The 25,478-nt window shown below is 72.4% G+C and carries 23 protein-coding genes; 6 read left to right on the top strand and 17 right to left on the bottom strand.

Annotation, left to right across the window (positions count from 1 at the left end; all coding sequences use genetic code 11):
* Nucleotides 1-216 precede the first annotated feature (216 nt).
* Nucleotides 217-2,439: a SpoIIE family protein phosphatase gene (locus AB0L29_RS12560; RefSeq protein ID WP_365826193.1), complete on the top strand. Its 2,223-nt coding sequence runs from the start codon at nt 217-219 to the stop codon at nt 2,437-2,439.
* A gap of 249 nt (nt 2,440-2,688) precedes the next feature.
* On the opposite strand, the gene AB0L29_RS12555 is transcribed toward AB0L29_RS12560, so the two are convergent.
* Nucleotides 2,689-5,028, bottom strand: a complete 2,340-nt coding sequence (locus tag AB0L29_RS12555) for a transglycosylase domain-containing protein (protein WP_365826191.1) — start codon at nt 5,026-5,028, stop codon at nt 2,689-2,691.
* A 271-nt stretch (nt 5,029-5,299) separates the two neighbouring features.
* Between AB0L29_RS12555 and AB0L29_RS12550 the strand changes: the two genes are divergently transcribed.
* Nucleotides 5,300-6,235, top strand: a complete 936-nt coding sequence (locus tag AB0L29_RS12550; RefSeq protein ID WP_365826189.1) for an SPFH domain-containing protein — start codon at nt 5,300-5,302, stop codon at nt 6,233-6,235.
* On the top strand, nt 6,232-6,480 hold the full coding sequence (locus AB0L29_RS12545) for a hypothetical protein (protein WP_365826187.1): 249 nt from the start codon (nt 6,232-6,234) through the stop codon (nt 6,478-6,480). Before AB0L29_RS12550 ends, AB0L29_RS12545 begins: the two co-directional genes overlap by 4 nt.
* 287 nt (nt 6,481-6,767) lie before the next feature.
* On the opposite strand, the gene AB0L29_RS12540 is transcribed toward AB0L29_RS12545, so the two are convergent.
* The gene (locus tag AB0L29_RS12540) at nt 6,768-7,724 is read right to left on the bottom strand and encodes a LysR substrate-binding domain-containing protein (protein WP_365826185.1); all 957 of its coding nucleotides are present in this window, start codon (nt 7,722-7,724) and stop codon (nt 6,768-6,770) included.
* Nucleotides 7,725-7,891: 167 nt separating this feature from the next.
* Here AB0L29_RS12540 and AB0L29_RS12535 point away from each other — a divergent pair, with 167 nt between their 5' ends.
* On the top strand, nt 7,892-8,446 hold the full coding sequence (locus AB0L29_RS12535; protein WP_365826183.1) for a peroxiredoxin: 555 nt from the start codon (nt 7,892-7,894) through the stop codon (nt 8,444-8,446).
* 1 nt (nt 8,447) lies between these two features.
* Nucleotides 8,448-8,981 (top strand): alkyl hydroperoxide reductase, encoded by a 534-nt coding sequence (locus tag AB0L29_RS12530; RefSeq protein WP_365826380.1) that lies wholly within the window; start codon nt 8,448-8,450, stop codon nt 8,979-8,981.
* 152 nt (nt 8,982-9,133) lie between these two features.
* On the opposite strand, the gene AB0L29_RS12525 is transcribed toward AB0L29_RS12530, so the two are convergent.
* The 6 genes from AB0L29_RS12525 to AB0L29_RS12500 form a co-directional block, all read right to left on the bottom strand.
* Nucleotides 9,134-10,492, bottom strand: a complete 1,359-nt coding sequence (locus tag AB0L29_RS12525) for an AI-2E family transporter (RefSeq protein WP_365826181.1) — start codon at nt 10,490-10,492, stop codon at nt 9,134-9,136.
* Nucleotides 10,493-10,649: 157 nt separating this feature from the next.
* Nucleotides 10,650-11,354 (bottom strand): transglycosylase SLT domain-containing protein, encoded by a 705-nt coding sequence (locus AB0L29_RS12520; protein ID WP_365826179.1) that lies wholly within the window; start codon nt 11,352-11,354, stop codon nt 10,650-10,652.
* 442 nt (nt 11,355-11,796) lie between these two features.
* Nucleotides 11,797-13,122 carry a PhoH family protein gene (locus AB0L29_RS12515; protein WP_365826177.1) on the bottom strand — a complete coding sequence of 442 codons (1,326 nt, stop codon included), beginning with the start codon at nt 13,120-13,122 and terminating at the stop codon, nt 11,797-11,799.
* Between the two features lie 314 nt (nt 13,123-13,436).
* Complete coding sequence (locus AB0L29_RS12510; protein WP_365826176.1) at nt 13,437-14,210, bottom strand: isoprenyl transferase; 774 nt, start codon at nt 14,208-14,210, stop codon at nt 13,437-13,439.
* Between the two features lie 833 nt (nt 14,211-15,043).
* Entirely contained in the window at nt 15,044-15,838 is a 795-nt protein-coding gene (locus AB0L29_RS12505; RefSeq protein ID WP_365826174.1) for a class I SAM-dependent methyltransferase, read from the bottom strand.
* Nucleotides 15,839-16,031: 193 nt separating this feature from the next.
* Nucleotides 16,032-16,904 carry an LLM class flavin-dependent oxidoreductase gene (locus tag AB0L29_RS12500; RefSeq protein WP_365826172.1) on the bottom strand — a complete coding sequence of 291 codons (873 nt, stop codon included), beginning with the start codon at nt 16,902-16,904 and terminating at the stop codon, nt 16,032-16,034.
* Nucleotides 16,905-17,036: 132 nt separating this feature from the next.
* Between AB0L29_RS12500 and AB0L29_RS12495 the strand changes: the two genes are divergently transcribed.
* Nucleotides 17,037-17,414 (top strand): DUF192 domain-containing protein, encoded by a 378-nt coding sequence (locus AB0L29_RS12495; RefSeq protein ID WP_365826170.1) that lies wholly within the window; start codon nt 17,037-17,039, stop codon nt 17,412-17,414.
* Between the two features lie 60 nt (nt 17,415-17,474).
* On the opposite strand, the gene AB0L29_RS12490 is transcribed toward AB0L29_RS12495, so the two are convergent.
* From AB0L29_RS12490 to AB0L29_RS12450, 9 genes are all read right to left on the bottom strand, one after another.
* A complete protein-coding gene (locus AB0L29_RS12490; protein ID WP_365826168.1) occupies nt 17,475-18,128 on the bottom strand; it encodes an OmpA family protein in 654 nt (217 codons plus the stop codon).
* 8 nt (nt 18,129-18,136) lie between these two features.
* Entirely contained in the window at nt 18,137-18,715 is a 579-nt protein-coding gene (locus AB0L29_RS12485) for a hypothetical protein (RefSeq protein ID WP_365826166.1), read from the bottom strand.
* A 34-nt stretch (nt 18,716-18,749) separates the two neighbouring features.
* A complete protein-coding gene (locus AB0L29_RS12480; RefSeq protein WP_365826164.1) occupies nt 18,750-19,340 on the bottom strand; it encodes a pilus assembly protein TadG-related protein in 591 nt (196 codons plus the stop codon).
* A complete protein-coding gene (locus tag AB0L29_RS12475; protein ID WP_365826162.1) occupies nt 19,340-19,534 on the bottom strand; it encodes a hypothetical protein in 195 nt (64 codons plus the stop codon). Before AB0L29_RS12475 ends, AB0L29_RS12480 begins: the two co-directional genes overlap by 1 nt.
* 136 nt (nt 19,535-19,670) lie before the next feature.
* The gene (locus tag AB0L29_RS12470) at nt 19,671-20,624 is read right to left on the bottom strand and encodes a response regulator transcription factor (protein ID WP_365826161.1); all 954 of its coding nucleotides are present in this window, start codon (nt 20,622-20,624) and stop codon (nt 19,671-19,673) included.
* Between the two features lie 41 nt (nt 20,625-20,665).
* Nucleotides 20,666-22,171: a histidine kinase gene (locus AB0L29_RS12465; RefSeq protein ID WP_365826378.1), complete on the bottom strand. Its 1,506-nt coding sequence runs from the start codon at nt 22,169-22,171 to the stop codon at nt 20,666-20,668.
* Between the two features lie 83 nt (nt 22,172-22,254).
* Nucleotides 22,255-23,142: a DUF5936 domain-containing protein gene (locus AB0L29_RS12460; RefSeq protein WP_365826159.1), complete on the bottom strand. Its 888-nt coding sequence runs from the start codon at nt 23,140-23,142 to the stop codon at nt 22,255-22,257.
* 17 nt (nt 23,143-23,159) lie between these two features.
* Entirely contained in the window at nt 23,160-24,104 is a 945-nt protein-coding gene (locus tag AB0L29_RS12455; protein WP_365826157.1) for a type II secretion system F family protein, read from the bottom strand.
* Nucleotides 24,105-24,115: 11 nt separating this feature from the next.
* Nucleotides 24,116-25,453: a CpaF family protein gene (locus tag AB0L29_RS12450; RefSeq protein ID WP_365826155.1), complete on the bottom strand. Its 1,338-nt coding sequence runs from the start codon at nt 25,451-25,453 to the stop codon at nt 24,116-24,118.
* Nucleotides 25,454-25,478: the final 25 nt, after the last annotated feature.

The raw sequence follows: 25,478 nt of genomic DNA, 5'->3' as shown, positions 1-25,478 counted from the left end.
GGCGTGCGGGGACGGCCCCGGCGGCGCGGCCGGCGGGCGTACCGGGCGCCGCGGGGCGGGCGGGGCCCCGGCCGCGGGCCCTCGGGGCCGCGAAGGGTCCGCCGGCCGCACCGGCAGGACCTCTGACCACGCGGGAATTCCGTTCCCGGGGCACGTATTGCGGGTATCGGATTTTCGGCGGGACGAACCGCGCGCACGGCGCGCAGCCCCGGACGGATGGATGCGACACGCGTGACGGAGCAGCCGACCTCTCTCGAACGCCCCCAGCCGGGCGTGGACCCCGCGGAGCCGGAGCCCCGCGGGGCGCTCGCGCGTACCCCGGCACCGGTTCCCCCGGGCTCTGCGCTCCGTCCGGGCGGGGAGGTGTCCCCGTCGCCCGGCGCGGCCGCCTTACCGGCGCAGCCCCGCTCCGGCGGTGAACCCACCGGGCCGGCCGCGACCGCGTCCCCGGGCACGACCACACGGGTCCCTCCGGCGGCGGGCACGGTCACGCCGGACGCACCCACCCCCTGCGGCAAGGGCATGGACGGTATGAATCCCGCGAGCACACCCGGCTCCGAGCACTCCCAGCCGGGTGCCGAGCAGACCGCCGAGCCCGACGCCCACCGGCCGCGGCCGGTGCCCGAGGGCATCCCGGCCCAGCCGGCCGGCGAGCCGGACCTGCCGCCGCAGGGCCCCGCCGGGCCGGAGCGGCGCACCGGGCAGGCCCTGCCGCCCGGCCGGCCCGCGCCCATGCGGCGGGACGGGGACCGGCTGAGGTTCGTGGGCGCCGCGACCCGGCGGATCGCCCGCGGCATCGACCTCGACGAGATCGTGATGGGGCTGTGCCGGGCCACCGTGCCCACCTTCTCCGACGCGATCCTGGTCTACCTGCGCGACCCGCTGCCGGTCGGGGACGAGCGGCCCACCGGCCCGCTGGTGCTGCGGCTGCGCCGCACCGACCGCATCCCGGCCGAACGCGACACCGAGAACGGCTTCATGCCGGCCGTCCAGCCGGAACCGTCCGAGCTGGACACGGTCGGCAGCGAGCTGTGCGAGGTGCGGCCGGGCAGCGCGCTCGCCGAGGTGCTGCGCGGCGTACGGCCGGTGTTCACGGACGCGCCCGCCGCCCGCGCCGCGCTGCCCGAACTGCTCGGCGACGGCAGCCGGTTCGCCGTGCCCGACGGGCAGCGCGCGATCCTCGCCCCACTGCGCGGCCGGCGCCGGGTGATCGGCGCGGCGCTGTTCCTGCGCCGCCCGGAGCGCGTCGCGTTCGAGACCGACGACCTGCTGGTGGCCGCCCAGCTCGCCACGCACAGCGCGCTGGGCATCGACAAGGCGGTGCTGTACGGCCGGGAGGCGTACATCGCCGACGAGCTCCAGCGCACCATGCTGCCCGAGACGCTGCCGCGGCCCACGGGCGTGCGGCTGGCCTCCCGCTACCTGCCGGCCGCGGAGACCGCGCGGGTCGGCGGCGACTGGTACGACGCCATCCCGCTGCCGGGCAGCCGGGTCGCGCTGGTCGTCGGCGACGTCATGGGCCACTCCATGACCTCGGCGGCGATCATGGGTCAGCTGCGCACCACCGCGCAGACCCTGGCCGGGCTCGACCTGCCGCCGCAGGAGGTGCTGCACCACCTCGACGAGCAGGCCCAGCGGCTCGGCGTGGACCGCATGGCGACCTGCCTGTACGCGGTCTACGACCCGGTCTCGCACCGCATCACCATCGCCAACGCCGGCCATCCGCCGCCCGTCCTGCTGCACCTGGGCGGCCGGGCCGAGGTGCTGCGGGTCCCGGCGGGCGCCCCCATCGGCGTCGGCGGGGTCGACTTCGAGGCCGTGGAGCTGGACGCGCCCGCCGGGGCGACCCTGCTGCTGTACACCGACGGCCTGGTCGAGTCGCGCCTGCGGGACGTGTGGACCGGCATAGAGCAGCTGCGCGAGAAGCTCGCCGCGACCGCGCAGCTGACCGGACCCGATCATCCGCCGCCGCTGGAAGCCCTGTGCGACGAGGTGCTCGACATGCTCGGCCCGGGCGACCGGGACGACGACATCGCGCTGCTGGCCGCCCGCTTCGACGGGATCGCGCCGAGCGACGTGGCGTACTGGTTCCTGGAGCCGGAGGACGCCGCCCCCGGCCGGGCCCGCCGCCTGGCCCGCCGGGCGCTGACCCGCTGGGGCCTGGAGGAGCTCACCGACTCGGTGGAACTGCTGGTCAGCGAGGTCGTCACCAACGCCGTGCGCTACGCGACGCGCCCGGTCACCCTGCGCCTGCTGCGCACCGACGTACTGCGCTGCGAGGTGGGCGACGACGTCCCGCAGCTGCCGCGGCTGCGCCAGGCCCGTGCGACCGACGAGGGCGGCCGCGGGCTGTACCTGGTGAACAGGCTGGCCCGGCGGTGGGGCGCGACCCGGCTGAGCACGGGCAAGGTGGTGTGGTTCGAGCTGAACCACACGTGACCTCGCCGCACGGCACCCCCGTACGCGCCGGAAAGGGCGCCCGGCGACGGCCGGGCGCCCTTTCCGGTGTCTCCCAGGGCCTGTCGTCGAACTCCCGTCGTCCGCCCGGAGGGTGGCCCCCGCGGCGTCGGGTGCGTGCTCCCGGCGTGCCGGGCGCCGGCCCTCGTACGGGATGTACTCGGGTCCGCGCCCGGTGCGGCGAGAGTGCGTGCAGGGCGTCGCGGGGCAGGCGGGAGTTCGACGACAGCCCTAGGCCCTGTCGTCCTCGTCCGGCTCCGGCGGCGGCTCCGGGATGCCGAAGGTCGGGGGTGCCGTCGTCGGGGTCTGCGGGGGAGAGGTGGTCGGCGTCTGCGACGGGGACTGGGTCGTCGGCGTCTGCGACGGGGTCTTCGTGGGAGGTTCGGACGTGGGGGCCTCGGTCGTCGGCTCCCGCGTCGGCGCCTGGGTCGTGGGCTGCCGGGTGACCGTCGGGGTCCATGTCGGCTCGACGGCCGCGCCCTGCTTGGTCCTCAGGTCGAACTCGCTGACCTCGCCCATCACGCCGAAGGTGTACGCCGCCCAGATCTGCGCCGGGAAGCCGCCGCCGTTGACGCGGGGCTCACCGCCCGCCCCGTACATCGGGACCTGCCGGTGGGGCGGCTTGTCGTCCTCGCCGAACAGGCCCACCGAGGTGACCAGGCGGGGCGTGTAGCCGGTGAACCAGGCCGACTTGTTGTTGTCGGAGGTGCCCGTCTTGCCCGCGACCTGCTGGCCGCCCCGCAGCGGGTTGTTCCGTACCGACGCCCGGGCGGTGCCGTCGTCGACCACGCCGGTCAGCACCGACGTCACCGTGTCGGCGGCCTCCCGGCTGATGACCTGCTCGCCGATCGGGTCCGGCATCGTGACCGCGTGGCTCAGGTGCTCCGCCGACTTGACGATCGCCGGGGTGACCTTCCTGCCGTGGTTGTCGAGGGTGGCGTAGACGCCGGCCATCTCCAGCGGGCTGGCGCCCATGGAGCCCAGGGTCTGCGCGGGCACCGCCTGCATGCCCTCGGTCTCCATGCCGAGCTTGCCCGCGACCTCGACCACCTTCGTCATGCCGACGTCGACGCCCATCTGCGCGAAGACGGAGTTGACGGACTTGTTCATCGCCGTCTGGACGGTGATCTTCCCGTAGTTCTCGTCGTCCTCGTTCTCGGGGGCGAAGCCGACCTCGCGGCCGTTGTCCACGACCGGCCGCTCACTGGTGCCGTCGTAGATCGTGTCGGCGGTGATCGGTTTGCCGTCCTGCGTCCTGGCGTCCTCCTCCAGGGCCGCGGCCAGGATCACCGGCTTGAAGGTGGAGGCGGGCTGGTAGTCGTCGCGCGTGGCGTTGTTGGTCCAGTGCTTCAGGTAGTCCACGCCGCCGTACATCGCGACGACCTTGCCCGTCCTGGGGTCGACGGACACCGCGCCGGCCTGCACGTCGGCGTCGGCCTTGCGCTCGTCCGGGTCGAGCCTGCCGGTCAGCTGCGTCCTGACGGCCTTCTCCAGCGCCCTCTGCTTCTTCTTGTCGATGTTGAGCGTGACGGTCCAGCCGCCGGCCTTGACCATCCCCTCGGCCTCCTTGGCGTTCGCGGCGGCGCCCTCGGCGATCAGCTGCCGCTCCAGCGCCGCGTTGGCCGCCTCCACCAGGTAGCCCTTCTGGCCGTCCAGGCCGGGGTCGCCCTTGGGCTGCTCGGGCACCGGGAACTTCATGGCGCCGCGCTCGGCCCCGTCCAGCCAGCCCTCCTCGACCATGTTGTCCAGGACGTAGTTCCAGCGGTCGGTCACCAGCTTCTTGCCGGTCTCGGAGGCGACCGCCCAGTCGTACTGGCTCGGCGCCTGGAGCAGCGCGGCGAGGTAGGCGCCCTGCTCGACCGTCAGGTTCTCGGCGTCGGTGCGGTAGTAGGCCTGGGCGGCGGCCTGGATGCCGTAGGCGTTGCGGCCGTAGTAACTGGTGTTGATGTAGCCGGCGAGGATGTAGTCCTTGGACTTCTCCCGGTCCAGCTTCAGGGAGATGACCAGTTCCTTCAGCTTGCGCGTGACGGTCTGTTCCTGGGTCAGGTAGTAGTTCTTGACGTACTGCTGGGTGATGGTCGAGCCGCCCTGCGCGCCCCGGCCCGCGAGCGTGTTGAACAGGCCGCGGGCGGTGCCCTTGAGGTCGACGCCGGCGTCCTTGTAGAAGGTCTTGTTCTCGGCGGCGACGAAGGTGTACCGGACGTCCTTGGGGACCCTGGACAGGTCCACGACCTCCCGGTTGACCTTGCCGTCGCGGGCCATGACCGTGCCGTCGGCGTACTTGTAGATGTTGCTCTGGCGTTTGGCGTCGGCGTTCCCCTCGGGGATGTCGATCACCATGTACAGCACGACGAAGGCGCCCATGCCCAGCAGGCACAGCCCGAGGAACGTGCCGATGATCTTCTTCCAGGTGAACAGCGCGCGTATGCCGCTCTTCCCGTCGCGTCCGGCCGCCCTGCGGGCCGCGGCCCGGCCTCCTCCGGCGCCGGCCGACGGCGTCCCGGACGAGCGCCTGGGCGCCGCGCGGCGGCCGGCGCTCTGTCGCGCGCGTCTCTCTTCCGCTCGTCCCATGGGTCCGTTCCGCTCCGCTTCGTTCGCTTGTGCGCACCTGTCACACAGGTGTGCCGCTGAGGTCAGCTCAGAAAGCTAACACCGGGAGATATGACAAAGGGCTGCCGATCCGGTCTTTTGTGGACGTGACAATCAGCACCCACCCCAAAGGAACCGACGCCCGAGAGGGGTGCGGGGTTGCCGGGACGCGATAAAGTGATATCACTTAGCTAGATGGAAGCCATGCCGTACGGCCCGCCGTGCGGCCGCAGCGCGAGAACGGGGATCCCCTATGTCCACAGACGACTCCCAGCTCACGGCCGACCTGCCCGAGATGCCCGCCCCGCGGGTGCGGGAGTTCCCGGCGCACAGCATCGGCGGCGGACTGGCCCTGCTGCTCGGCCTGGCGGGACTGCTGGCCGGCACCGGCATGGTGGTGGCCGCCACGGTGGTCTCCGCGACCGGCGCCAAGGCCGCCCTGATAGCCGCCGGCGTCCTGGTCGGCCTGGCGGCCTTCCTGGCCATGTGCGGCCTGAACATGGTCGCGCCGGGTGAGGCCCGGGTCGTCCAGCTCTTCGGCCGGTACCGGGGGACGATCCGGCAGGACGGCCTGCGCTGGGTGAACCCGCTCACCTCGCGCACCAGGATCTCGACGCGGGTGCGCAACCACGAGACGGCCGTCCTGAAGGTCAACGACGCCTACGGCAACCCGATCGAGCTCGCCGCGGTCGTGGTGTGGCGGGTCGAGGACACCGCCCAGGCCACCTTCGAGGTGGACGACTACGTCGAGTTCGTCTCCACCCAGACCGAGGCGGCCGTGCGGCACATCGCCATCGAGTACCCCTACGACGCCCACGAGGAGGACGGCCTCTCGCTGCGCGGCAACGCCGAGGAGATCACCGAGAAGCTCGCCGTCGAGCTGCACGCGCGCGTGGAGGCGGCCGGCGTGCAGATCATCGAGTCGCGCTTCACGCACCTCGCGTACGCTCCCGAGATCGCCTCGGCGATGCTCCAGCGACAGCAGGCCGGAGCGGTGGTCGCGGCGCGGCGGCAGATCGTGGAGGGCGCGGTCGGCATGGTGGAGACGGCGCTCGCCCGGATCGCCGAGCAGGACATCGTGGAGCTGGACTCCGAGCGGAAGGCGGCGATGGTGTCGAACCTGATGGTGGTGCTGTGCGGGGACCGCTCGGCCCAGCCGGTCCTCAACACCGGGACGCTCTACCAGTGAGCACTCCCGCCGAGGATCCGTCCCCGCGGCGTCGGCCGCGGCAGCGCAAGCAGGTGCTGCTGCGGCTCGACCCGTCGGTGTACGAGGCGCTCGCGCGGTGGGCGAACGACGAACTGCGTTCGGCCAACGCGCAGATCGAGTTCCTGCTGCGCAGGGCGCTGGCGGAGGCGGGGCGGCTGCCCGGCGAGGCCGGACCCCTGCCCCGCCGCGGCCGGCCGCCGGGGAAGCCGCCCGAGCGCCCGTGACACGGCCGTGCCGGCCGGCCCCGCCCGCGCCGCCGCGCCCCGCCGTGCCCCGCGCACCCGGCGCCCGCACGGTGCGCGCAGTGCGCGGCACGTCCGCCGGTCACGCTCTCCCCGGGGATCCGGTCCGCCCCGGCCGGCGCACGCGGGGGCCGGCTCCGGGCCGCACCGGCGGCCGTCGGCGCCGGCCCCGGAGGGCCGCCGCTCACCGCCGCCTCGAACGCGCCGGCGGGACGGCACCGGCGCGAGGAGGCCGGATCGCCCTCGGCGGCCGCGCGCCGCCGGCGCCGTCAGGCGTCGTCGTCCAGGACCCGTACGGGCAGCGGCCGCAGGGCCTGGCGCAGGGCGGTGGCCAGTTCCTCGTACTCGGCGCCGCGCGCGGCGCCCGCGCGCATCGCCAGGGCGATGCGGCGGGCGGGGGCCGGGTCGGCGAAGTAGCCGGTGAGGAGCTGGTCGCTGCGGGAGGTCTCCAGGCGCAGGGCGGTGCGCGGCAGCAGGGTGCAGCCGAGACCGCCGGCGACCAGCTGCACGAGCGTGGACAGCCCGGCGGCGGTCGTGGTGACGGGGGCGTCCTCGCGGCCCGCCTCCCGGCAGATGTCGAGGGCCTGGTCGCGCAGGCAGTGGCCCTCGTCGAGCAGCAGCAGGTTCAGCTCCTTCAGCGCCTCCCTCGGGATCCCCTCCCGTCCGCCGAGTTCGTGGTCGAGTGGTGTGACGAGCACGAAGTCCTCGTCGAACAGCGGCAGTTCGGCCACGCCCGGCACCCCGAGCGGCACGGCGAGCAGCAGCAGGTCGAGCCGCCCGCTGGTGAGCCCCTCGACGAGGGAGGCGGTCTGCTCCTCGTGGACCTGGAGGTCCAGGTGCGGATACCGGTCGTGGACGAGCCGCAGCACGGTGGGCAGCAGGTAGGGCGCCACCGTGGGGATCACGCCGAGCCGCAGCGCCCCGGTGAACGGCGCCCGCACGGCCTCCGCCTCCTCCAGCAGCGCCCCGACCTCCTCCAGCACCGCCTTCGCCCGGACGGCGAGCCGCTCACCGGCGGGCGAGAGCAGCACCTTGCGGGTCGTACGCTCCAGCAGCGTGACGCCGAGCGTCTCCTCCAGCGCGGAGACGGCTCCGGAGAGGGCGGGCTGGCTCATGCCGATCGCGGCGGCGGCGTCGCGGAAGTGCAGGTGCTCGGCGACGGCGGCGAAAGCGCGCAGCTGGGCGAGACTGGGCTGACGCCGCCCGTTGGCCTTCCCCGCACCCATGGCCCACTCCTCACTCCACGTCACCAAAGGTGACTGATAAGCAACCTCGATCAACTCGACCGAGTGTAGCTATTTCACTAATCAATGCACCCTGTGCCAACATCAACATCGTCCAACCCATGGGAAACACCCGTAAAACGGGTGCTTCTTCGCTGCAAGGAGAGCGTGTGCTCACTGTCGGTGACAAGTTCCCCGAGTTCGAACTGACCGCCTGCGTCTCGCTGGAGAAGGGCAAGGAGTTCGAGACGATCAACCACAAGACCTACGAGGGCAAGTGGAAGGTCGTCTTCGCCTGGCCGAAGGACTTCACCTTCGTGTGCCCGACCGAGATCGCGGCCTTCGGCAAGCTGAACGAGGAGTTCGCCGACCGCGACGCCCAGGTCCTCGGCTTCTCCGGCGACTCCGAGTTCGTCCACCACGCCTGGCGCAAGGACCACGACGACCTGCGTGACCTGCCGTTCCCGATGATGGCGGACCCCAAGCACGAGCTCATGCGGGCGCTGGGCATCGAGGACGAGGAGGGCTACGCCAAGCGCGCGGTCTTCATCGTGGACCAGAACAACGAGATCCAGTTCTCCATGGTGACCGCGGGCTCCGTGGGCCGTAACCCCAAGGAGGTCCTCCGGGTCCTGGACGCCCTCCAGACGGACGAGCTCTGCCCCTGCAACTGGACCAAGGGCGACGAGACCCTGGACCCGGTCAAGCTGCTGGCGGGTGAGTGAGGTGTCGCTCGACTCCCTCAAGTCGCGCATACCGGACTACGCCAAGGACCTGAAGCTCAACCTGGGCTCGGTCATCGGCAACTCCGACCTCCCGGCGCAGCAGCTGTGGGGCACGGTGCTGGCCACGGCCATCGCCTCGCGCTCCCCCATCGTGCTGCGTGAGCTGGAGCCGGAGGCGAAGGCGAACCTGTCGCCGGAGGCGTACACGGCGGCGAAGTCCGCCGCTGCGATCATGGCGATGAACAACGTCTTCTACCGCACCCGGCACCTGCTGTCGGACCACGAGTACGGCACCCTGCGCGCGGGCCTGCGGATGAACGTCATCGGCAACCCGGGCGTCGACAAGGTCGACTTCGAGCTGTGGTCCTTCGCCGTCTCCGCCATCAACGGCTGCGGCATGTGCCTGGACTCGCACGAGCAGGTCCTGCGCAAGGCCGGCCTGGAGCGCGAGACCATCCAGGAGGCCTTCAAGATCGCCTCCGTGATCCAGGCGGTCGGCGTCACGCTGGACGCCGAGGCGGTCCTGGCGGAGTAGTTCCGCCGGCGGTCCGTCATCACCACGGGGCCCGGCCACCCATGCGGTGGCCGGGCCCCGTCGCCGTGTCCCCGGGTCCCGGGCGCGGCACGGTTCGCGGTCGTCGCGGGCCGCGGTCCCCTCATTCGCGGTCGTCGCGGGCCGCGGTCCCCTCAGCCGACCGGGTCGGGCGGCCCGGCGGGCGAAGGCTCCGGGGCGGCCTCGGGCGCCTTCGCCGCCGCGTCCGAGGCGGTCGCCCCGCGCGGCTTCGGCGCGTGCCGTACGGACATCTCGTGGGAGTACGCCCGCAGGTACCCCGCGACCGTGTTCGTCACCGCGACCAGGGGCACCGCGACCACCGCTCCGCCGATCCCGGCCACCATCCCCCCGGCGGCCACCGACAGCACCACCGCGAGCGGATGCACCCGCACCGCCCGTCCGAGGATGAACGGCTGCAGGATGTGGCCCTCGATCTGCTGCACCGCCAGCACCACCACCAGCGTCATGACGGCCGTGAACACCCCCTGCGTCACCAGCGCCACCAGCACCGCCAGCGCCCCGGACACGACCGCGCCCACCAGCGGGACGAAGGCGAACAGGAAGATGAACACCGCCAGCGGCACGGCCATCGGGACGTCGAGGAAGTAGATGCCCAGGCCGATGAAGATGGCGTCGATCAGCGCCACTATCACCGTCCCGCGCACGTACGCCGTCAGCGTCCGCCACGCCCGCGGCCCGGCACCGGCCACGCCCGGCCGCGCCGCCGCCGGCACCAGCCTCAGCGTCCACTCCCAGATGCGCCGCCCGTCGTAGAGCAGGAACAGCGTCGAGAAGATCGTCAGCAGGATGCCCGTCAGGGCCTCCACGACGACCGTGACGCCCTCCAGCCCCGCCGAGGTGATCTGGTCGGTGTTGGCGCCGACCGCCTCGCGCAGGTTGGAGGCGATGTCGTTGATCTGCTTGTCCGTGACGTGGAAGGGGCTGTTCAGCAGCCACCTGCGCAGCTCTTCGATGCCGTCCTGGATCTGGTCGGAGAGGTCGTCGACGTTCTCCATGACCTGCCAGGTCACGAACCAGCCCATCAGGCCTATCACGACGAACCCGAGGATCGCCGTCAGCGCGGTGGCGAGCCCCCGCGGCACCCCGTGCCGCCGCAGCCGTCCCACCGTCGGCTGCAGCAGCGCGGTGATCAGCAGCGCGGCCACGAACGCCAGCACCACCAGCTGGACGGCGCTGATGACCCGCATCAGCACCCAGACGGTGCCGGCCAGCACCAGCAGCCGCCAGCCGGCCTCGGCCGCGACCCGCACCCCCCACGGCACGGCCTGCGCCGGATCGGGCCGGGCCGACACCGCGGGGGCGTAGTCGGGGGGCGGCGGCACGCGCTCGCCGGGCGGCACCGACGGCGTCCCGGGCTCGGCGTCGGTCTCCGCGCGCTCCCGCTCCACCGCGGCGCGGCGCTCGTCCAACCGCTCGCTCACCTCGGTCAGCCGGGCACCGACCCGGCCGAGCCACGCTGGCACTCGCGACATGATCCGTCCTCTTCCCCCGTATCTCCCCACCACTCCCCCTGGAGTCGCCCGTCCGACCGTACATGGCGAAAGCCCCTCTCCGTAGGACGGGGAGGGGCTGTGCCGGGCCGAGCGGCGGGCGGGGGGCCGGGACGGCTCCCCGGGCCCGAAAGGGGGCTCAGTACCAGTGGTTGGCCTGCCAGAACGACCAGGCGCCGCAGGGGCTGCCGTAGCGCTCGTTCATGTAGTTCAGGCCCCACTTGATCTGGGTCAGGGGGTTGGTCTGCCAGTCGGCGCCCACGGAGGACATCTTGGAGCCCGGCAGCGCCTGGAAGAGGCCGTAGGCGCCCGAGGACGGGTTGACGGCCCGGTAGTTCCAGTCGGACTCGTGGTCCACGATGTTGCTGAAGCACTGGAACTGGCCGGCCGGGACCATCTGACGGGCCATCGCCTGGATCTCGGCGATGCTGTAGGAGCCCTTGACGGCGACGCTGAGGTTCTCACGGGCCGCCTCACGGCTGGCCGCGGCCTTCGCCTCCGCGCGCTCCTTGGCTTCCTTCTCCGCCTTCTCCGCCTTCTCGGCGGCCGCCTTCTTGGCGATCGCGATCTCGGCGGCGGCCTTGCGGGCGGCTTCCTCGGCGTCCTTCTTGGCTGTCGCGTCCGCGGCGATGGCCTGCGCGTCGGCCTGCTGCGTCAGGGACGCGGTCTGCACCTGTACCTGCTGCCCGGCGGGTATGTCCGCGAGCAGCGTGGTGCCCGTTGCCGTCGCTTCGGCGTCGTTGTTCTGCGCGGTGCTGCCCGAGGCAACGCCGACGACGCTTCCGACGGCGGTGACCGCCGTGGCCGAGGCCACTGCGAATCCCCGGACCGAGATCCGGCTCACACGGTTTCCTTCCAGCATCGCCCGCTTCGGTGACCCTGGCGGACGCAATCGTGCCCCTGGCACTGGCCTCCCCAACTGCGGGGTCACGGGAGGCGCGGGCCCGGTGGGCAACTCCCGCGGGGGGAGCGCCGCGTGGTGACTCGGGCGGCATACGACAACGCTATGGAGTTGGTGTCCCCTGTGTGGTGCGGTACCTCCCCCACGACAAGCGCGGAGGCACCCCGGGGATACAGGTGTGTCGTATGCGGGGCCTGACAGGAGTGAGACTCTGCCGCAACGGGACACCGCAAGGCAATTCCATGGTGCGTGTGAAAGCTCACATCCCGTTTGTCCGCGTGGATTTCAGGAAACCACCACACGCGTCGGCGCCGCCCGGCTAGGCTCTACGCCTTTCCGGACGGCGCCAAGGGATGAGGAAGGCCGTCGTGTGGGAATACTCGGGTCAGATCTGGCTGTCTTCGAGCATTTCCGTCACAAGGGCGGCGATCTGGGACCTCTCGGACCGGCTCAGGGTCACGTGCGCGAAGAGCGGGTGGCCCTTCAGCTTCTCCACCACGGCGACGACCCCGTCGTACCGGCCGACCCTCAGATTGTCCCGCTGCGCCACGTCATGGGTCAGGACGACCCGCGAATTCGCGCCGATCCGGGACAGAACGGTGAGGAGGACGTTCCGTTCGAGGGACTGGGCCTCGTCCACTATCACGAACGCGTCGTGCAGGGAGCGACCGCGGATGTGGGTGAGCGGGAGGACCTCCAGCATCCCGCGGGCGGTGACCTCCTCGATGACCTCGCGGCTGGTGACGGCCGACAGCGTGTCGAAGACCGCCTGCGCCCAGGGGCTCATCTTCTCGGCCTCGCTGCCGGGCAGGTAGCCGAGCTCCTGCCCGCCCACCGCGTACAGCGGGCGGAAGACCATGATCTTTTCGTGCTGACGGCGCTCCAGGACCGCCTCCAGGCCCGCGCACAGCGCCAGCGCCGACTTGCCGGTGCCGGCCCGGCCGCCCAACGACACGATCCCGATGTCCGGGTCCAGGAGCAGGTCGAGCGCGATCCGCTGCTCGGCACTGCGCCCCTTGACGCCGAAGGCCTCGCGGTCGCCGCGCACCAGGCGGACGTTGCCGTCCGGCGTCACCCGGCCGAGCGCCTTGCCCCGCTCCGACTGGATCGTCAGACCGGTGTGCACGGGCAGGTCGGCGGCTTCGGGCACGTGGATGCGCCCCTCCTCGAAGAGGATGTCCACCTGTTCGCCGGGCAGGGTCAGTTCGGACATCCCGGTCCAGCCGGAGGCGTCCGTGATGGCGAGTTCGGCGCGGTACTCCTCCGCGAGGAGCCCGACCGAGGACGCCTTGATCCTGAGCGGCAGGTCCTTCGACACGACGGTGACGTCGAACCCCTCGGCCTGCAGGTTGCGGGCGACCGCGAGGATGCGGGAGTCGTTGTCCCCCAGGCGGTAGCCGCTGGGCAGCACGCCGGGGTCCGAGTGGTTGAGCTCGACACGGATCGTCCCGCCGAGGTCCCCGATCGGGATCGGGGCATCCAGACGGCCGTACCGCACCCGGTAGTCGTCGAGCAGGCGCAGGGCCTGCCGGGCGAAGTAGCCGAGTTCGGGATGGTGCCGCTTGGCCTCCAGTTCCGTCACCACGACGATGGGGAGCACGACCTCGTGCTCGTCGAAGCGGGTCAGGGCGTTCGGGTCGGCCAGCAGGACGCTGGTGTCGAGGACATAGGTGCGCCGGTCTGGCTTGTGGCGCTTTGCGCTGGTCACCACGGAAGGACGTACCCCCTCGGATGAGGTCGGGGAGCGACGGAGTGGAGCTGGACCGGTCGTCGGCCGCGATGCACGGGCCGGGGACCGGCCCTCCACTGCTTCTTCCGTGCTGTGACCGCACGGTCGGGCTGGTGCAAAGGGCCTCCCGGGCGGACGGCCCCGAGCCGCCCGCTGAGATCCGACACCCGTGGTTCGGGTGTCGACCTGTCTGACTTATGCCCTCGAACACGCGCCGCCATGCAACGGCATATGACGGCGCCCCGGTGAACTCCTCGTGACGTCCTCCCCCGGCGCGGGGTGCGCGGGGGCGGCGGTCAGCCGCCGTAACGGCGGTGACGTGCGGCGTAGTCGCGCAGCGCGCGCAGGAAGTCGACCTTGCGGAAGGCCGGCCAGAAGACCTCGCAGAAGTAGTACTCGGAGTGCGCGGTCTGCCAGAGCATGAATCCGGACAGCCGCTGCTCGCCGCTGGTGCGGATCACGAGGTCGGGGTCGGGCTGGTCGCCGGTGTAGAGGTGACGTCCGATCATGTCGACGTCGACCTGCTCGGCCAGCTGCTCCATCGACAGGCCCCGCTCGTGGGCGTCGAGCAGCATGGAGCGCACCGCGTCGGCGATCTCCTGGCGGCCGCCGTAGCCGATGGCGACGTTGACCGTTATCCCGTCGACGTGCGCGGTGGCCTCCTCGGCCTCCTTCAGGGTGCGCTGCATCCCGGCCGGCAGCAAATCGGGCGTGCCGACGTGGTGTACGCGCCAGCGGCCGTCGGCGGCGAGGGTGCGCACGACGTCCTCGATGATGCCGAGCAGCGGGACGAGCTCCTCCTGCGGCCGGTCGAAGTTGTCCGTCGACAGCAGCCAGAGGGTGACGACCTCGACGTCCGTCTCGGTGCACCAGCCGAGGAACTCCTCGATCTTGTGCGCACCGGCCCGGTGGCCCTGGGCGGTGGTGGAACCGGCGGCCTTCGCCCAGCGCCGGTTGCCGTCCATGATGACGCCGATGTGCTTGGGCACCTGAGCGTGGTCCAGGTGGCCTTCCACCCGGCGTGCGTACAACCTGACCAGCAGGCCGCGCAGCTTGTCGCGCAGGTTCACGTGATTGTCAGCCCCTCCGTACGGATCGGACGGGCCCCGGCGTGCGGCCCGGTCTCGGCCGCGGGCGGTCCCTGTCCGTATGGCAGTCCCCGGAGCGAAGCCTACCCCCCGACGCACCGGGGAACGGGCAACGGGTGCCGGGCGTACGGCCGCGGCGGCCGGCCCGCGCCGCGCGGGCGCCGGAACCACCGCCTCGCCGGTCCCCGGCCGGGCGGGGCGGCGACGGTGACGGCACCAGGGGCGACGGGGGGCGCCGGGGCGGGCCGTGGGGATGGGGCGGGCCGTGGGGGTGGGACGGGCCGCGGGGATGGGACGGGCCGTGGGGACCGGGGTGCCGGATGCCCGTCCGGCATGCCCCGGGCTCCGGCCGGAGGACGAAAAAACGGGCCGGTCCGTGGGGGGGAGACGGACCGGCCCGAGGGGGGGGGCTTCCACCATAACCCTTCGTAAGGGATGCTGCGCGCATCGGCGTCCAACAATTACTCTCCGAATTCGTCCGGCGACGGCGCGGTGTTCATGGAACGCCTCGTTCCGGGTGGACCGGCGGGCGGAACGCCGCGGATTCCCAGGGAAATCGGGCGACACCCGGTGGGATCCGGAGGATTTCACGCCTCCGGGGACACACACGGCAACTTCTCCTGGTACCCCCCGGACGGGTGACGCCGCCGTGCGTACCCGCTTGACACCGGCTGCGGCCCGGCGGGGTACGGGCACGGTGCGGCCCCTCCGTCGCGCGGTACCGCCCGCGCGGCCACGGGAGCCCGCCCCGGGAGGAGGACCGGATCCGTCCTCTGCCCGGACCCGGCCCTCTTCCCGGGGGCGGCTTGACCGGATCAGGCGTGCGGTGCGCGCGCCTCGAAGAGGTGCCGGGTGCTGTGGGCCACGAAGGGGCCCTCGGCCTCGATCCGCCGGTGGAGGGCGCGCAGCTGCGGCTCGTACGCCTCGACGGTGAAGCCGGGGACCATCCAGACCACCTTGCGCAGGAAGTGGACGACGGCGGCGATGTCGTGGAACTCCATGCGCAGCCGTTCGGCACGCAGGTCGACGACCTCCAGGCCGGCGGCCTCGGCGGCGGCGCGTTCGCGGTCGGGGTGACGGGCGTCGCGCGCCTCCTCCGGCTGGGGTCCGAGGAAGTGCTCGACGAGCTCGAAGGCGCTGCCGGGCCCGACGTGCTGGGCGAAGTAGGTGCCGCCGGGCCGCAGGACGCGGACGATCTCGTTCCAGTGGGGGCGGACGGGGTGACGGCTGACGACGAGGTCGAACGCCCCGTCCGCGAAGGGCAGCGGCGCGTCCTCCGGCGCGGCGACGACCGCGACACCGCGCGGGCGCAGCAGGGCGGTGGCCTTGGCGACGTTCGGCGGCCAGCCCTCGGTGGCGACGGTGAGCGGGGGCCGCCGCGGGGCCCTGGCGAGGGCGAAGTCCAGGACCTCCCCTCCCCCGGTCTGGACGTCGAGCACGGCATGCGCACCGGCCAGCCGCCCGGCCATCGACGTCGCGTACCCCCACGAGGGCCGCGCCTCGGTGGCCCGCCCCTCGAACCAGGAGAAGTCCCAGCCCTCGGTGGGCACGGACGCGCCCTCGGCGACGAGGCCCTCGAAGGCGCGGTGCCGGTCGCGTGTCTTTGCCATGGACCGATCGTGGCAGGGGGCGGCCGGGTGCCGCCGCCGGTTTTCCGCAGGGACCCCGGCTCGTGGAGGGCCGTGGAGATGGGACCGAGCCTCCGTGGCGGGCCCTTCCTCGTCGGCGGCCCGCGACCGCGACCACGGTCGTGACCGCGAGGACGACCGTGAGGGCTGACGGCTGGAATCCGACGGCTGACGGCTACGGCACCAGCGGTCGCACCTGCTCCGCCGCGAACCGCACGAAACCCTCGGGGTCGGGTTCGTCGCCCGTCGGCTCCAGGACCACCGTGTCCGCGCCGGCGTCGGCGAGCCGCCGTACGGCTTCGGCGACGGCCTCGGCGTCCCCGGCGACGCCGAGGCCGGGGACGTCGGCGAGGCCCTTGGCGGCCAGTTCGGCGCGCAGCCGGTCGGGGGCGCCGGGTCCGGTGGCGGTGAGGACGTAGGCGACGACCCTGTGCGGCTCCGTGCGGCCGGCGGCCCGGCGGCCCTCGTCGATGAGTCCGCGAGCCCGGCGGACGCCGTCGGGCGGTGTGACCTCGCTGAGGACCGTGCCGTCGGCGACCTCGCCGGACAGCCGTGTGGTGCGCGGGCCCACGGCGCCGACGAGCACCTCGGCACCGCCGGGCGGCGGCCAGCCGAGCGCGACGTCGTCGAGCCTGACGTACCGCCCGCCGGTCGTCACCCGCTCTCCGCGCAGCAGGGCCCGCAGGGCGACGACGTACTCACGCAGCAGCGTCACCGGTGACTCGGCCCGGGCCCCGACCTGTCCCATCCAGTCCTGCACCCCGTGCCCGACCCCGACGCGCGCCCGGCCCGGGAACATCCGGTGCAGCGTGGCGACCTCCATCGCGGTGACGGCGACGTTGCGCAACGGCACCGGCAGCAGCCCGACCCCGACCCGCACCCGCTCGGTCCAGGCGAGCGCGGCGGCGGCCGTCGAGATCCCTCCCTCCAGGAAGCAGTCCTCCCACAGCCACAGCTCCTCGAGTCCGGTCCCGTCGGCGAGCCGGGCGACGGAGCGCAGCCGTTCGGGGGACAACTGGGGGCGGAAAACGGCGCCGAGTGCGGTCATGCACGTTTCCTGTCCCGCCGCACGCCCGCACAACCGTTTCTTTCCCGCGGGGTCCGCGGAGGCCGTGCGCGGCCCGCTCACCGTGGATACGTTCGGTCCCGACAGCGGGCGGGACGGCCGAAGGGGCTGCGCATGGGGAAGCGGTGGCGGGACGGGCGGGGGAAGCTGGTCGTGCACGCGGGGGGCGGGGCGGCGCCCGTGAGCGTGCCGCTGGAGATCGCGGCCTCCTACCGGGCCCGCACCAAAGGGCTGTTGGGCCGGGACTCCGTCGAGGGGGCCCTGCTGCTCTCCCCGGCCAACAGCGTGCACACCTTCCGTATGCGCATGCCCATCGACGTCGCCTACCTCGACCGGCACCTCACCGTCGTCACGGTACGCACCATGCGGCCGGGGCGGCTCGGGCTGCCCCGCCCCCGGGCCCGGCACGTGCTGGAGGCCGCGGCCGGGGCGATGGCGCAGTGGGGGGTGCGGGCCGGGGCGCGGGTGGAGGTGGAGGTGGAGGGCGGATAGCGGAGCGGGGCGGCCCGGTCGGCCGGTGCGGGCGTGCGTCCGGGCCGTCCCCGGGGCGGGTCAGCTCCCGGTGCGCGGGAAGGAGACCTCGACCCGGCGGTTCTTCTTGCGGCCGGCCTCCGTGGAGTTGTCGGCGATCGGGTACTGCTCGCCGTAGCCGCGTACCTCGTAGGTGACGCCGGCGTCGTCGAGCTCCTGGCTCAGGACGTTGTGCACGGCGTCGGCCCGCCGCTTGGACAGGACGTCGCCGTGGGCGGAGGAGCCGAGGTCGTCCGTGAAGCCGAAGACCCGGACCTTCGTCGCGTTCTGGGTCTTGATCTCCTCGGCGATCGCCCCGATCCGCGCCCTCGCCTGGGCACTGAGCCTCGCACTGTCCTTGCCGAACAGGACTTCGGCCTGGAGGGCGAACTTGACGTCGGCGTTGGTGTCCTCCCGGCGTTCGTCCCCGCTCTGGTCCTCGACGACCTGCTTGATGTCGAGGACCTTGGCTTCGGCGAGGGTGGCCCCGTCCGGCAGCTTCAGGTCCGGGTCGTTGGGATCGACCTCGACGGGCGCGGCAGCCGTCGCCTCCGTACCGGGCGGAACACTGGGACCGTCCTCGGCGTGAGCCGCCGCGGCACCGAAGACGCCGGTGGCGACCATGACGGTGGCAACGGTGAGGGTCAGGGCGAGTCGGGGGGTTCCCGCTCGGGCCGGGGTGCGGGTGACGGTCATGGCCGGACTCACCCGGAAATTTCGATCGCGGCAGCGGAAAAAGTCGGCAGTTGCAGAGTGACCTCAGTGGTACTCAACGGCGGGGCCGGGAATTGCATGAAGACCGCAAGGGCCTGACCCGCCTTGAGCATATTGAGGCCTGTAGTTGTGAGCGGCCGTCCCTCCGTGTCCCGCAGCACGTAGTAGCGTTTCTTCTCTCTGCCGTCCACGAGGGTCGCTCCGCCGAGCGACCTGCCATGCGCGATGACCTCGGTCTCGTTTCCCCGCAACGCAGACGGCACCGTGGCTGCCTTGCCACTGTCGTTCTTCAACACGCCATTGACGGTGACGAAACCGCCGGAGTCACGCGTAGCGGACATCACCTGAAGTGCCAGTCCGTCCGAGCCCTTCAACTCCGCCAAGGGATCGTCTGACTGCCCCTCATGAGCACTCGGCTTCGTTCCACTGTCCTTGGAGGCGGACGTGGACTTCTCCGGCTTCTCGTCGTCGCCACCGCCGCCACAGCCGGCCACCCCGAGGGCCAGTCCAGCCGCAACGGCCAGCGCGACCATCCCCTTGCGGGTCTTCGCGGTGAACCGAATGCTCATGACTCTGCTTCCTTCTTCACTCGTCGTTCGCTTGTCAGTCGACCAGATGGACGTCGAAGAGGTCCTCGGGTTTCGGAAGAACGGTGAGATCGTCCGGGTCCAGCTCCCAGACCCTGCCCCCCCTGCACTCCAACTGCGGCAGTACGTCGTCCGCCACGCCACCAGGTAGTTCGAAGACGCAACGACGCTCGATCACAGCAGCGGCAAATGCACGGGACTTTTCGTCTTCCGTTCCTGGGATGATCGAGTTTCCCACGGACTTGTTGGTCCGGACTTCGACCTCGTAGCGCAGCGGCGCCGTCCGGTCACAGCCCTGTACACCGGCATCGTTCTGCGCAGCGAGCTGGTGCGCGCGCCAGCATGAGTCACCCGGCAGGTCGCCCTCGAAGATGCCCTCCCACTTGGTTGGGTCGAGGAGGTCCTCCACCCACTTGCCCGCAAGCTGGTCCCGGGTGTCCTGCGCCGCTGCGAGGGCCGCCGCGTCGGCGGCCGTCTGTGCACCGTTTCGATTCACAGCGGCCTGACCGACCGCAAAATAGGCGAACGCGAGGAAGAGCAGGCCCCCCACCACTGTGATGTAGATGGGGAAGGCCTGCCCTTCATCGCCGTGGTTGTGCCAGCGCATCAGCCTGTGATTTCGCCGATCTTTGATGTGATCGCGTCGGCGATCGTGCCGCCGAAATCCGTGCCGAGAAGGACCAGAATGATCGCCACCACCACCGCGATGATCCCCAGGTACTCCACCGCGGTCTGGCCCTTGTCGTTCCGGGCGGCCCGGGACTGGAAGTACGCGACCGTGGTGTTGATCCAGTTGCTCATGGTGTTCCCCTCCGGGTTCGGCGATGCCGCATTCGACGTGAGCAACGTACGCCGAAACACCCCGCTTCCCACAGGGTCCCTGGGCCCAACGCCGGGCCCACGCAGCCGTCCTGCTCCCCCTCGCCGTCACCGTGGGTCACCCCACCCCTCGTCCCGGACCCGGCGCCGTCCCCAGCCACTTGGCGGCCGCCTCGGAGCGGCTGGTGCTGTGGAGCTTGGCGAAGATGCGGTTGATGTGGTTCTTGACCGTCTTCTCGCTGATGAAGCAGGCGGCGGCGATCTGCTGGTTGTTCATGCCGGACGCGATGAGGTCCATGATCTCCGCCTCCCTCGTGCTCAGCCGGTACCGCGATCTGTCGGGAGCGGCCGGGCGGCCGTTCACCGCCGAGGACGACTGTCCCACATTCGGTTGCAGTTGCGAAAGGTTTTCCGCAGAAGTATGCCCCGATGAGGGGAAGGTGGAGGGTAAATTCCCTACCAGAGACGGTTGTTGAGGGTGAGTATGCGAGGGAAGGGATGCGGAATTATCGTATGCGGTCGCATTCTCCTGTCCCAGGCCCTCCGGCAGTGGCGGGCCCGGTGGTGCCGGGCTCCGGCGGAGTTGGGCCAGCAGGGCGCCCGCCGCCGTGGGGGTGAGATGGGGCCTGCCCCGGCGGATGTCCCGTACGGCCGCGACCAGTTGGTCCGCCGTGAACTCGCCGTGGACGAGGTAGCCGTTCGCCCCCCTGCGGAGGGCCTCCTGGACGATCTCCTGCTCCCTGCTGTACGTGAGCATCACCACGGGGGCGATCCGCACGAGGTACGGCAGGGCGGAGATGCCGTCCACGCCGGGCATGCGGACGTCCAGGAGGACGACGTCGGGGCGGTGCCGGTGGGTCGCCTCGCAGGCCTGGCGGCCGTCGGCGGCCTCGGCCACGACCGAGATGTCCTCGCGGCCGGAGAGCAGGGCGGTGAGGCCGGCGCGCACGACCGGGTTGTCGTCGGCGACCACGACCCGGAGCGGCGCCGGGGGCGCGAGCGCCTCGAAGGGGCTGTGCGACGGTGTCTGCCGGCCGCCGGGGTGGGCCTGCGGAGTCGTCTGGTCCGGCACGGGGCGGCCTCCTCTCGGGTCGTGGGGGAAGGGGACGCTGTTCACGGGGCCGGGGCCGGGGTCGTCAGGGCGGCCAGGGGGAGGTCCAGGCGGACCTCCGTGCCCCGGGGGCGGGCGCCGCGGCCGATGCGGATGCGGGCTCCCAGCGAGGCGGCCCGCTCGACCATGCCGACCAGGCCGAAGTGGCCGGTCCGGCGGAGCAGTTCGAGGGTGGTGCCCGGCGGCAGGCCGCGGCCGTCGTCGTACACGCTGACGCGGAGCAGGTCGCCGTGGACGCCCGCCCGGACCTCGACGCGGGTGGGTGCCGCGTGGCGGTGGGCGTTCTCCATGGCTTCGGAGACGATGGTGAGGAGCTGGCGGGCCACCGCGGGCGGAACCGGCGGGATCGCGTGGTCACCGGTGGGACGGCAGGTGGCCGGTAAGCCGGTGCGGGTGCTGAAGTCGGCGGTACGGGCGGTGAGTTCGGCGAAGACGTCCGTGCCCTGCGCCGGGTCGGACTCGCGGCGCAGGTCGGCGAGGAGTTCGCGGGACTCGGCCGCGGCCCGGCGCGCCGAGCGGGCGACCAGTTCGGCCTGCTGCCGCACCAGGGCCGGGTCCGCGCGGCCGGTGCCCGCCGAGCGGGCCAGGCCGTCGGCCACCAGGGCCACGCCGTGCAGGGTCTTGGCGACCGAGTCGTGCATCTCGCGGGCCAGCCGGGCGCGTTCGGCGCTCACCGCCTCCGTGGCGGCGAGGCGGGCCTGGACCGTCGTCAGGGCCTGGGTGGCCTCGCCGAAGCGGAGCATCAGGTTGCGCAGGCCCGACCCCACGGCTCCGACGATGACGCACAGGCCGGGCAGGAGCGAGGCCTCCGCGACGCTCGCCTGCACGTCCTGCCGGCCGGCGTACACCAGCAGCAGGATCACCGACTGCAGGGAGGCGAAGCAGGCCGCCGCCCGCCAGCCGTAGACGATGCCGGCGAGGAGGGGGGTGCAGACACTGACGTAGGCGAGGGTGGTGTCCGGGCCCGCGGAGATCAGGAGCAGGGAGCCGAAGAGGGTGTCCGCCGCCAGGAGCGCGGGGTGGCGCAGCAGGAGGGGGCCGAAGCGTTCCCAGTCGCGGAAGAGGAGGTAGGAACCCATGAAGGTGACGACCACCGCCGCGGCCACCAGGCGGGAGCCGAGGCCCGGGGCGGCGTTGAGGAGGGCGGCGGGGGCGGCCAGGGCGATCATGGCCAGGCGGAAGCCGAAGACCTGGCGGCACAGGGCCTGCAGGGCGTTGACCTGGAGGGGGATGGTGGGGTCCTTGGGCGGGTCCGCCGGTGCGGGCGGCCCCTGCCCGATCCCCTCGCAAGTGGCGGGGGGCCGGGCGGGGCCGGACCGTGCGGTCGGGGGCTCCGGCGACGGCGCCGGTCCCGGTGACGGCTCCGGCGCCGACGCCGGCTCAGGTGCGTCTCCCGAGGGCGGTGTCGGCCCCGGCTGTCCGGGGACGCCCGGCGGCGTCGCGGTCTGTGCCCTCCCGGGCCGACGGCGCCGCAGCCCGGCCCGCCGCTTCGACGCCGGTGCAGTCACCGAAGTGGTCGTCGGTGCGGTCGCCGAAGTGGTCGTCGGTGTGGTCACCGGTGTGGTGGTCGACATGGCCGTCACCCGCCCGTCTACTCGCCCGTGATCGAGCCGAAGTCGGTGCCGGAGCCGAGGATCAGTCCGGCGCCGAGGAGGATCATCGTGGCCGGGACCATGAAGGTGGTGATCATCATGGTGGCCTTGGGGACCGCGCGGGCCGCCTTGCGGCGGGCGTTCTGCGCGTCCGTACGGCGCATGTCCTTGGCGAGGGCGACCAGCGTGTCGACGATCGGCGCGCCCAGTTCCTCGCCCTGCTGCAGCGCCGTCACGAACATCGCGACCTGCTCGGAGTCGTTCCTGCGCCGCAGCTCCGCGAAAGCTTGGCGGCGGCTCATGCCGAGGTCCATCTGGCGCAGGGTGATGCGCAGTTCGTCCGCCCAGGGGCCCTCGTACCTCGACGCGACCCGGTCCAGGGCCTGGCGGAAGCCCAGGCCCGCGCTGACCACCACGGCCAGGACGTCCAGGAAGTCCGGCAGGGTCCGTTCGATCTCGTCCCTGCGGATGCGGACGGCCGCCCAGATGCCGACCTCGGTCCAGAACGCGCCGAAGGCGAGCAGGAGCAGGGCCACCAGGAGCTGGCCCCGCATCAGGAAGACCAGGAAGCCGACGCCGCCCAGGAAGCCGTAGACCGCGCGCCGGGCGGCGTAGCGGTCGATCGTCAGGCCGCCGGGGTTGCCCGCCAGGTCGATCCTGCGGCGGTACCTGGCCACCTGCTTGGGCCCCATCAGCCGCAGCACGGCGGGCGCGTACCGCATGCCCAGGCGGTCGACCAGCGAGTCCACCGCGCCGGTGCGGGTGGAGCCGATCTCCAGGGCCAGCGCGAGGTCGCCGGGCAGCTTGACCTCGGCCCGGTACATGCGGACGCCGGCGAACACGCCCCAGACGCTCAGGCCCATGAGCAGGGCGAGCAGAAGTCCCATCGGATGTCCTCCCGGTCTCAGACGTCGATGCGGGACAGGCGGCGGATGAGGAGGAAGCCGACGGCGTACAGCGCGAACGCGACGATCACGGCCGCCTGCCCGGCCGGGGATCCCGTCATGCGCTCCAGGGCACCGTCCTGGACGCCGTCCATGAGGAACAGGGAGCCGACGCCGAGCGCCGGGACGGCGTACGACGTCATGGTGACCTGCGAGAGCTGGGTGCGGACCTCCCGCCGGGTCTCCTTGCGCTCCTCCAGCGTCTCGGTCAGGTTGCGCAGCGCGCTCACCACCTGGCCGCCCGCCCGGTTGGACAGCACCAGCGTGGTGACCAGGACGACCAGTTCGCGCGAGGGCAGCCGGTCCGCCAGCTCCCCCAGCGCGTCCTCCATGGAGGCGCCCATCGCCAGCTGGGCGGAGACCTTGCCGAGCTCCTCGCCCGCCGGCGCCTCCAGCTCCTCCGCCGCCATCCCGATCGCGGTGCGCAGGGCCAGGCCCGCCTGGGTGGCGTTGGCCAGGATGCGCGCCATCTCGGGAAGCTGGTTGATGAACTTCTCGATGCGCTTCTGGCGCTGCCAGTTGAGGAACTGCACCGCCGCCCACGCCCCCAGCAGTCCCGCCGGCGGGCCGAAGAACGGGGCCAGGGCCGCCTGGCCGGCCAGCCACAGGCCCGCGACCGCGGCGAGCATGCAGACGAAGAACTCCCCGGGGGTGACGTCCAGGCCCGTCGCCGCCAGGCGCAGCTCCAGCTTCCTGCCCGCCCTGGTGCGGCGCAGGCGGCGGTCCAGGGCGCGGAAGCGGCGCGGGCGGCCCTCGGCCGTCGTCCGGCCGGTGGCGGACAGGCGGTCGACCAGTGCCTGGCGCCTGGCCCGGCCGGTGGCGTAGGAGTGCACGCCCGCGACCGCCAGGACGCAGGTCAGCAGGGTGGTGCCGGTGGTCAGCGCGATCAGGGTTCGCAGTTCCATGGGGACGGTTCCTACCTGGCTTCTCTGGTGGCCAACTGGTCCGCGGACCGGGCGACGCCGAAGGCCTGGGGGATGGGCTGGCTCGCCATGTAGAGGCGGTCGGCGGTGCGGCGCGGGAGCGGGAAGTACTCGAACGTCCCGTGGACGCGGCCGTCCGGCGTCATCGGCCGGGCGGCGAAGCGGGCCACGGTCACCAGCCGGTACGGGTCGCTGCCCTGGCTGTCGAGCAGGGCGATCTCGGTGATGCGGCGGGCGCCGTCGGCGAAGCGGGTGAGCTGGACGATGACGTCCACGGCGCTGTTGATCTGGTCGTGGAGCGCCACGAAGGGGACCTCCACGTCCGACATCGACGCCAGGGTCTGCAGACGCGTCAGCGCGTCCTCGGCGCTGTTGGCGTGCACCGTGGCCAGCGAGCCGTCGTGGCCGGTCGACATCGCCTGGAGCATGTCGAGGGACTCGCCGCCGCGGACCTCGCCGACCACGATCCGGTCGGGGCGCATGCGCAGCGAGTTGCGCACCAGGTCGCGGATGGTGACCTGCCCCTTGCCCTCGACGTTGGGCGGACGGGACTCCAGCCGGACCACGTGGGCCTGCTGGAGCTGGAGTTCGGCCGAGTCCTCGATGGTGATGATGCGTTCGCTCTCGGGGATGAGGCCGGACAGGGCGTTGAGCAGCGTCGTCTTGCCGGTGCCGGTCGCGCCCGAGACGATGACGTTGAACTTGGCCCGCACCAGGCCCGCCAGCAGGTACAGCATGTGCTCGTCGAGCGAGCCCAGGCCGATCAGCTCCTGGAGCGTGAAGGAGCGCGGGAAGCGGCGGATGGTGAGGGTGGCGCCGGTCAGGGACAGCGGCGGGATGATGACGTTGACCCGCTCGCCGGAGGGGAGGCGGGCGTCGACCATCGGGTTGGACTCGTCGACCCGGCGGTTGACCGTCGAGACGATCCGCTCGATGGTCTGCATGAGCTGGTCGTCGGAGGCGAAGCGCAGCGGCAGCTGCTCGACGCGGCCGCCGCGCTCCACGAAGATCGAGTCCGGGCCGTTCACCATGATCTCGGTGATCGACGCGTCCTCCAGCAGCGGTTCCAGGATGCCCAGGCCCAGGGCCTCGTCGACCACCCGGCGGATCAGCTGCGAGCGCTCCACCGTCGACAGGACCGGTCCCTCGCGGCTGATGATGTGCCCGAGGACCCGCTCCAGCCGGGCCCTGCGCTCGGCCGCGGCCAGCGAGCCCATCTCCGCGAGGTCGATCTCCTCCAGGAGCTTGGCCCGGTAGGAGGCGACCAGGTGGCCGTCCTCGCCCCGGCCGCCGTTCTCCTCGGGGAGGTTGATGCGTGCCCGCAGGCTCATGGGTCCGGTGCTCCTCGTTCGTCGC

It is taken from the genome of Streptomyces sp. NPDC052701 (genome assembly GCF_040678355.1).
In the GTDB taxonomy this organism is placed as follows: domain Bacteria; phylum Actinomycetota; class Actinomycetes; order Streptomycetales; family Streptomycetaceae; genus Streptomyces.
Note: the sequence above shows the minus strand (reverse complement) of the source record. Positions and strands in the feature narration are given on the sequence as shown.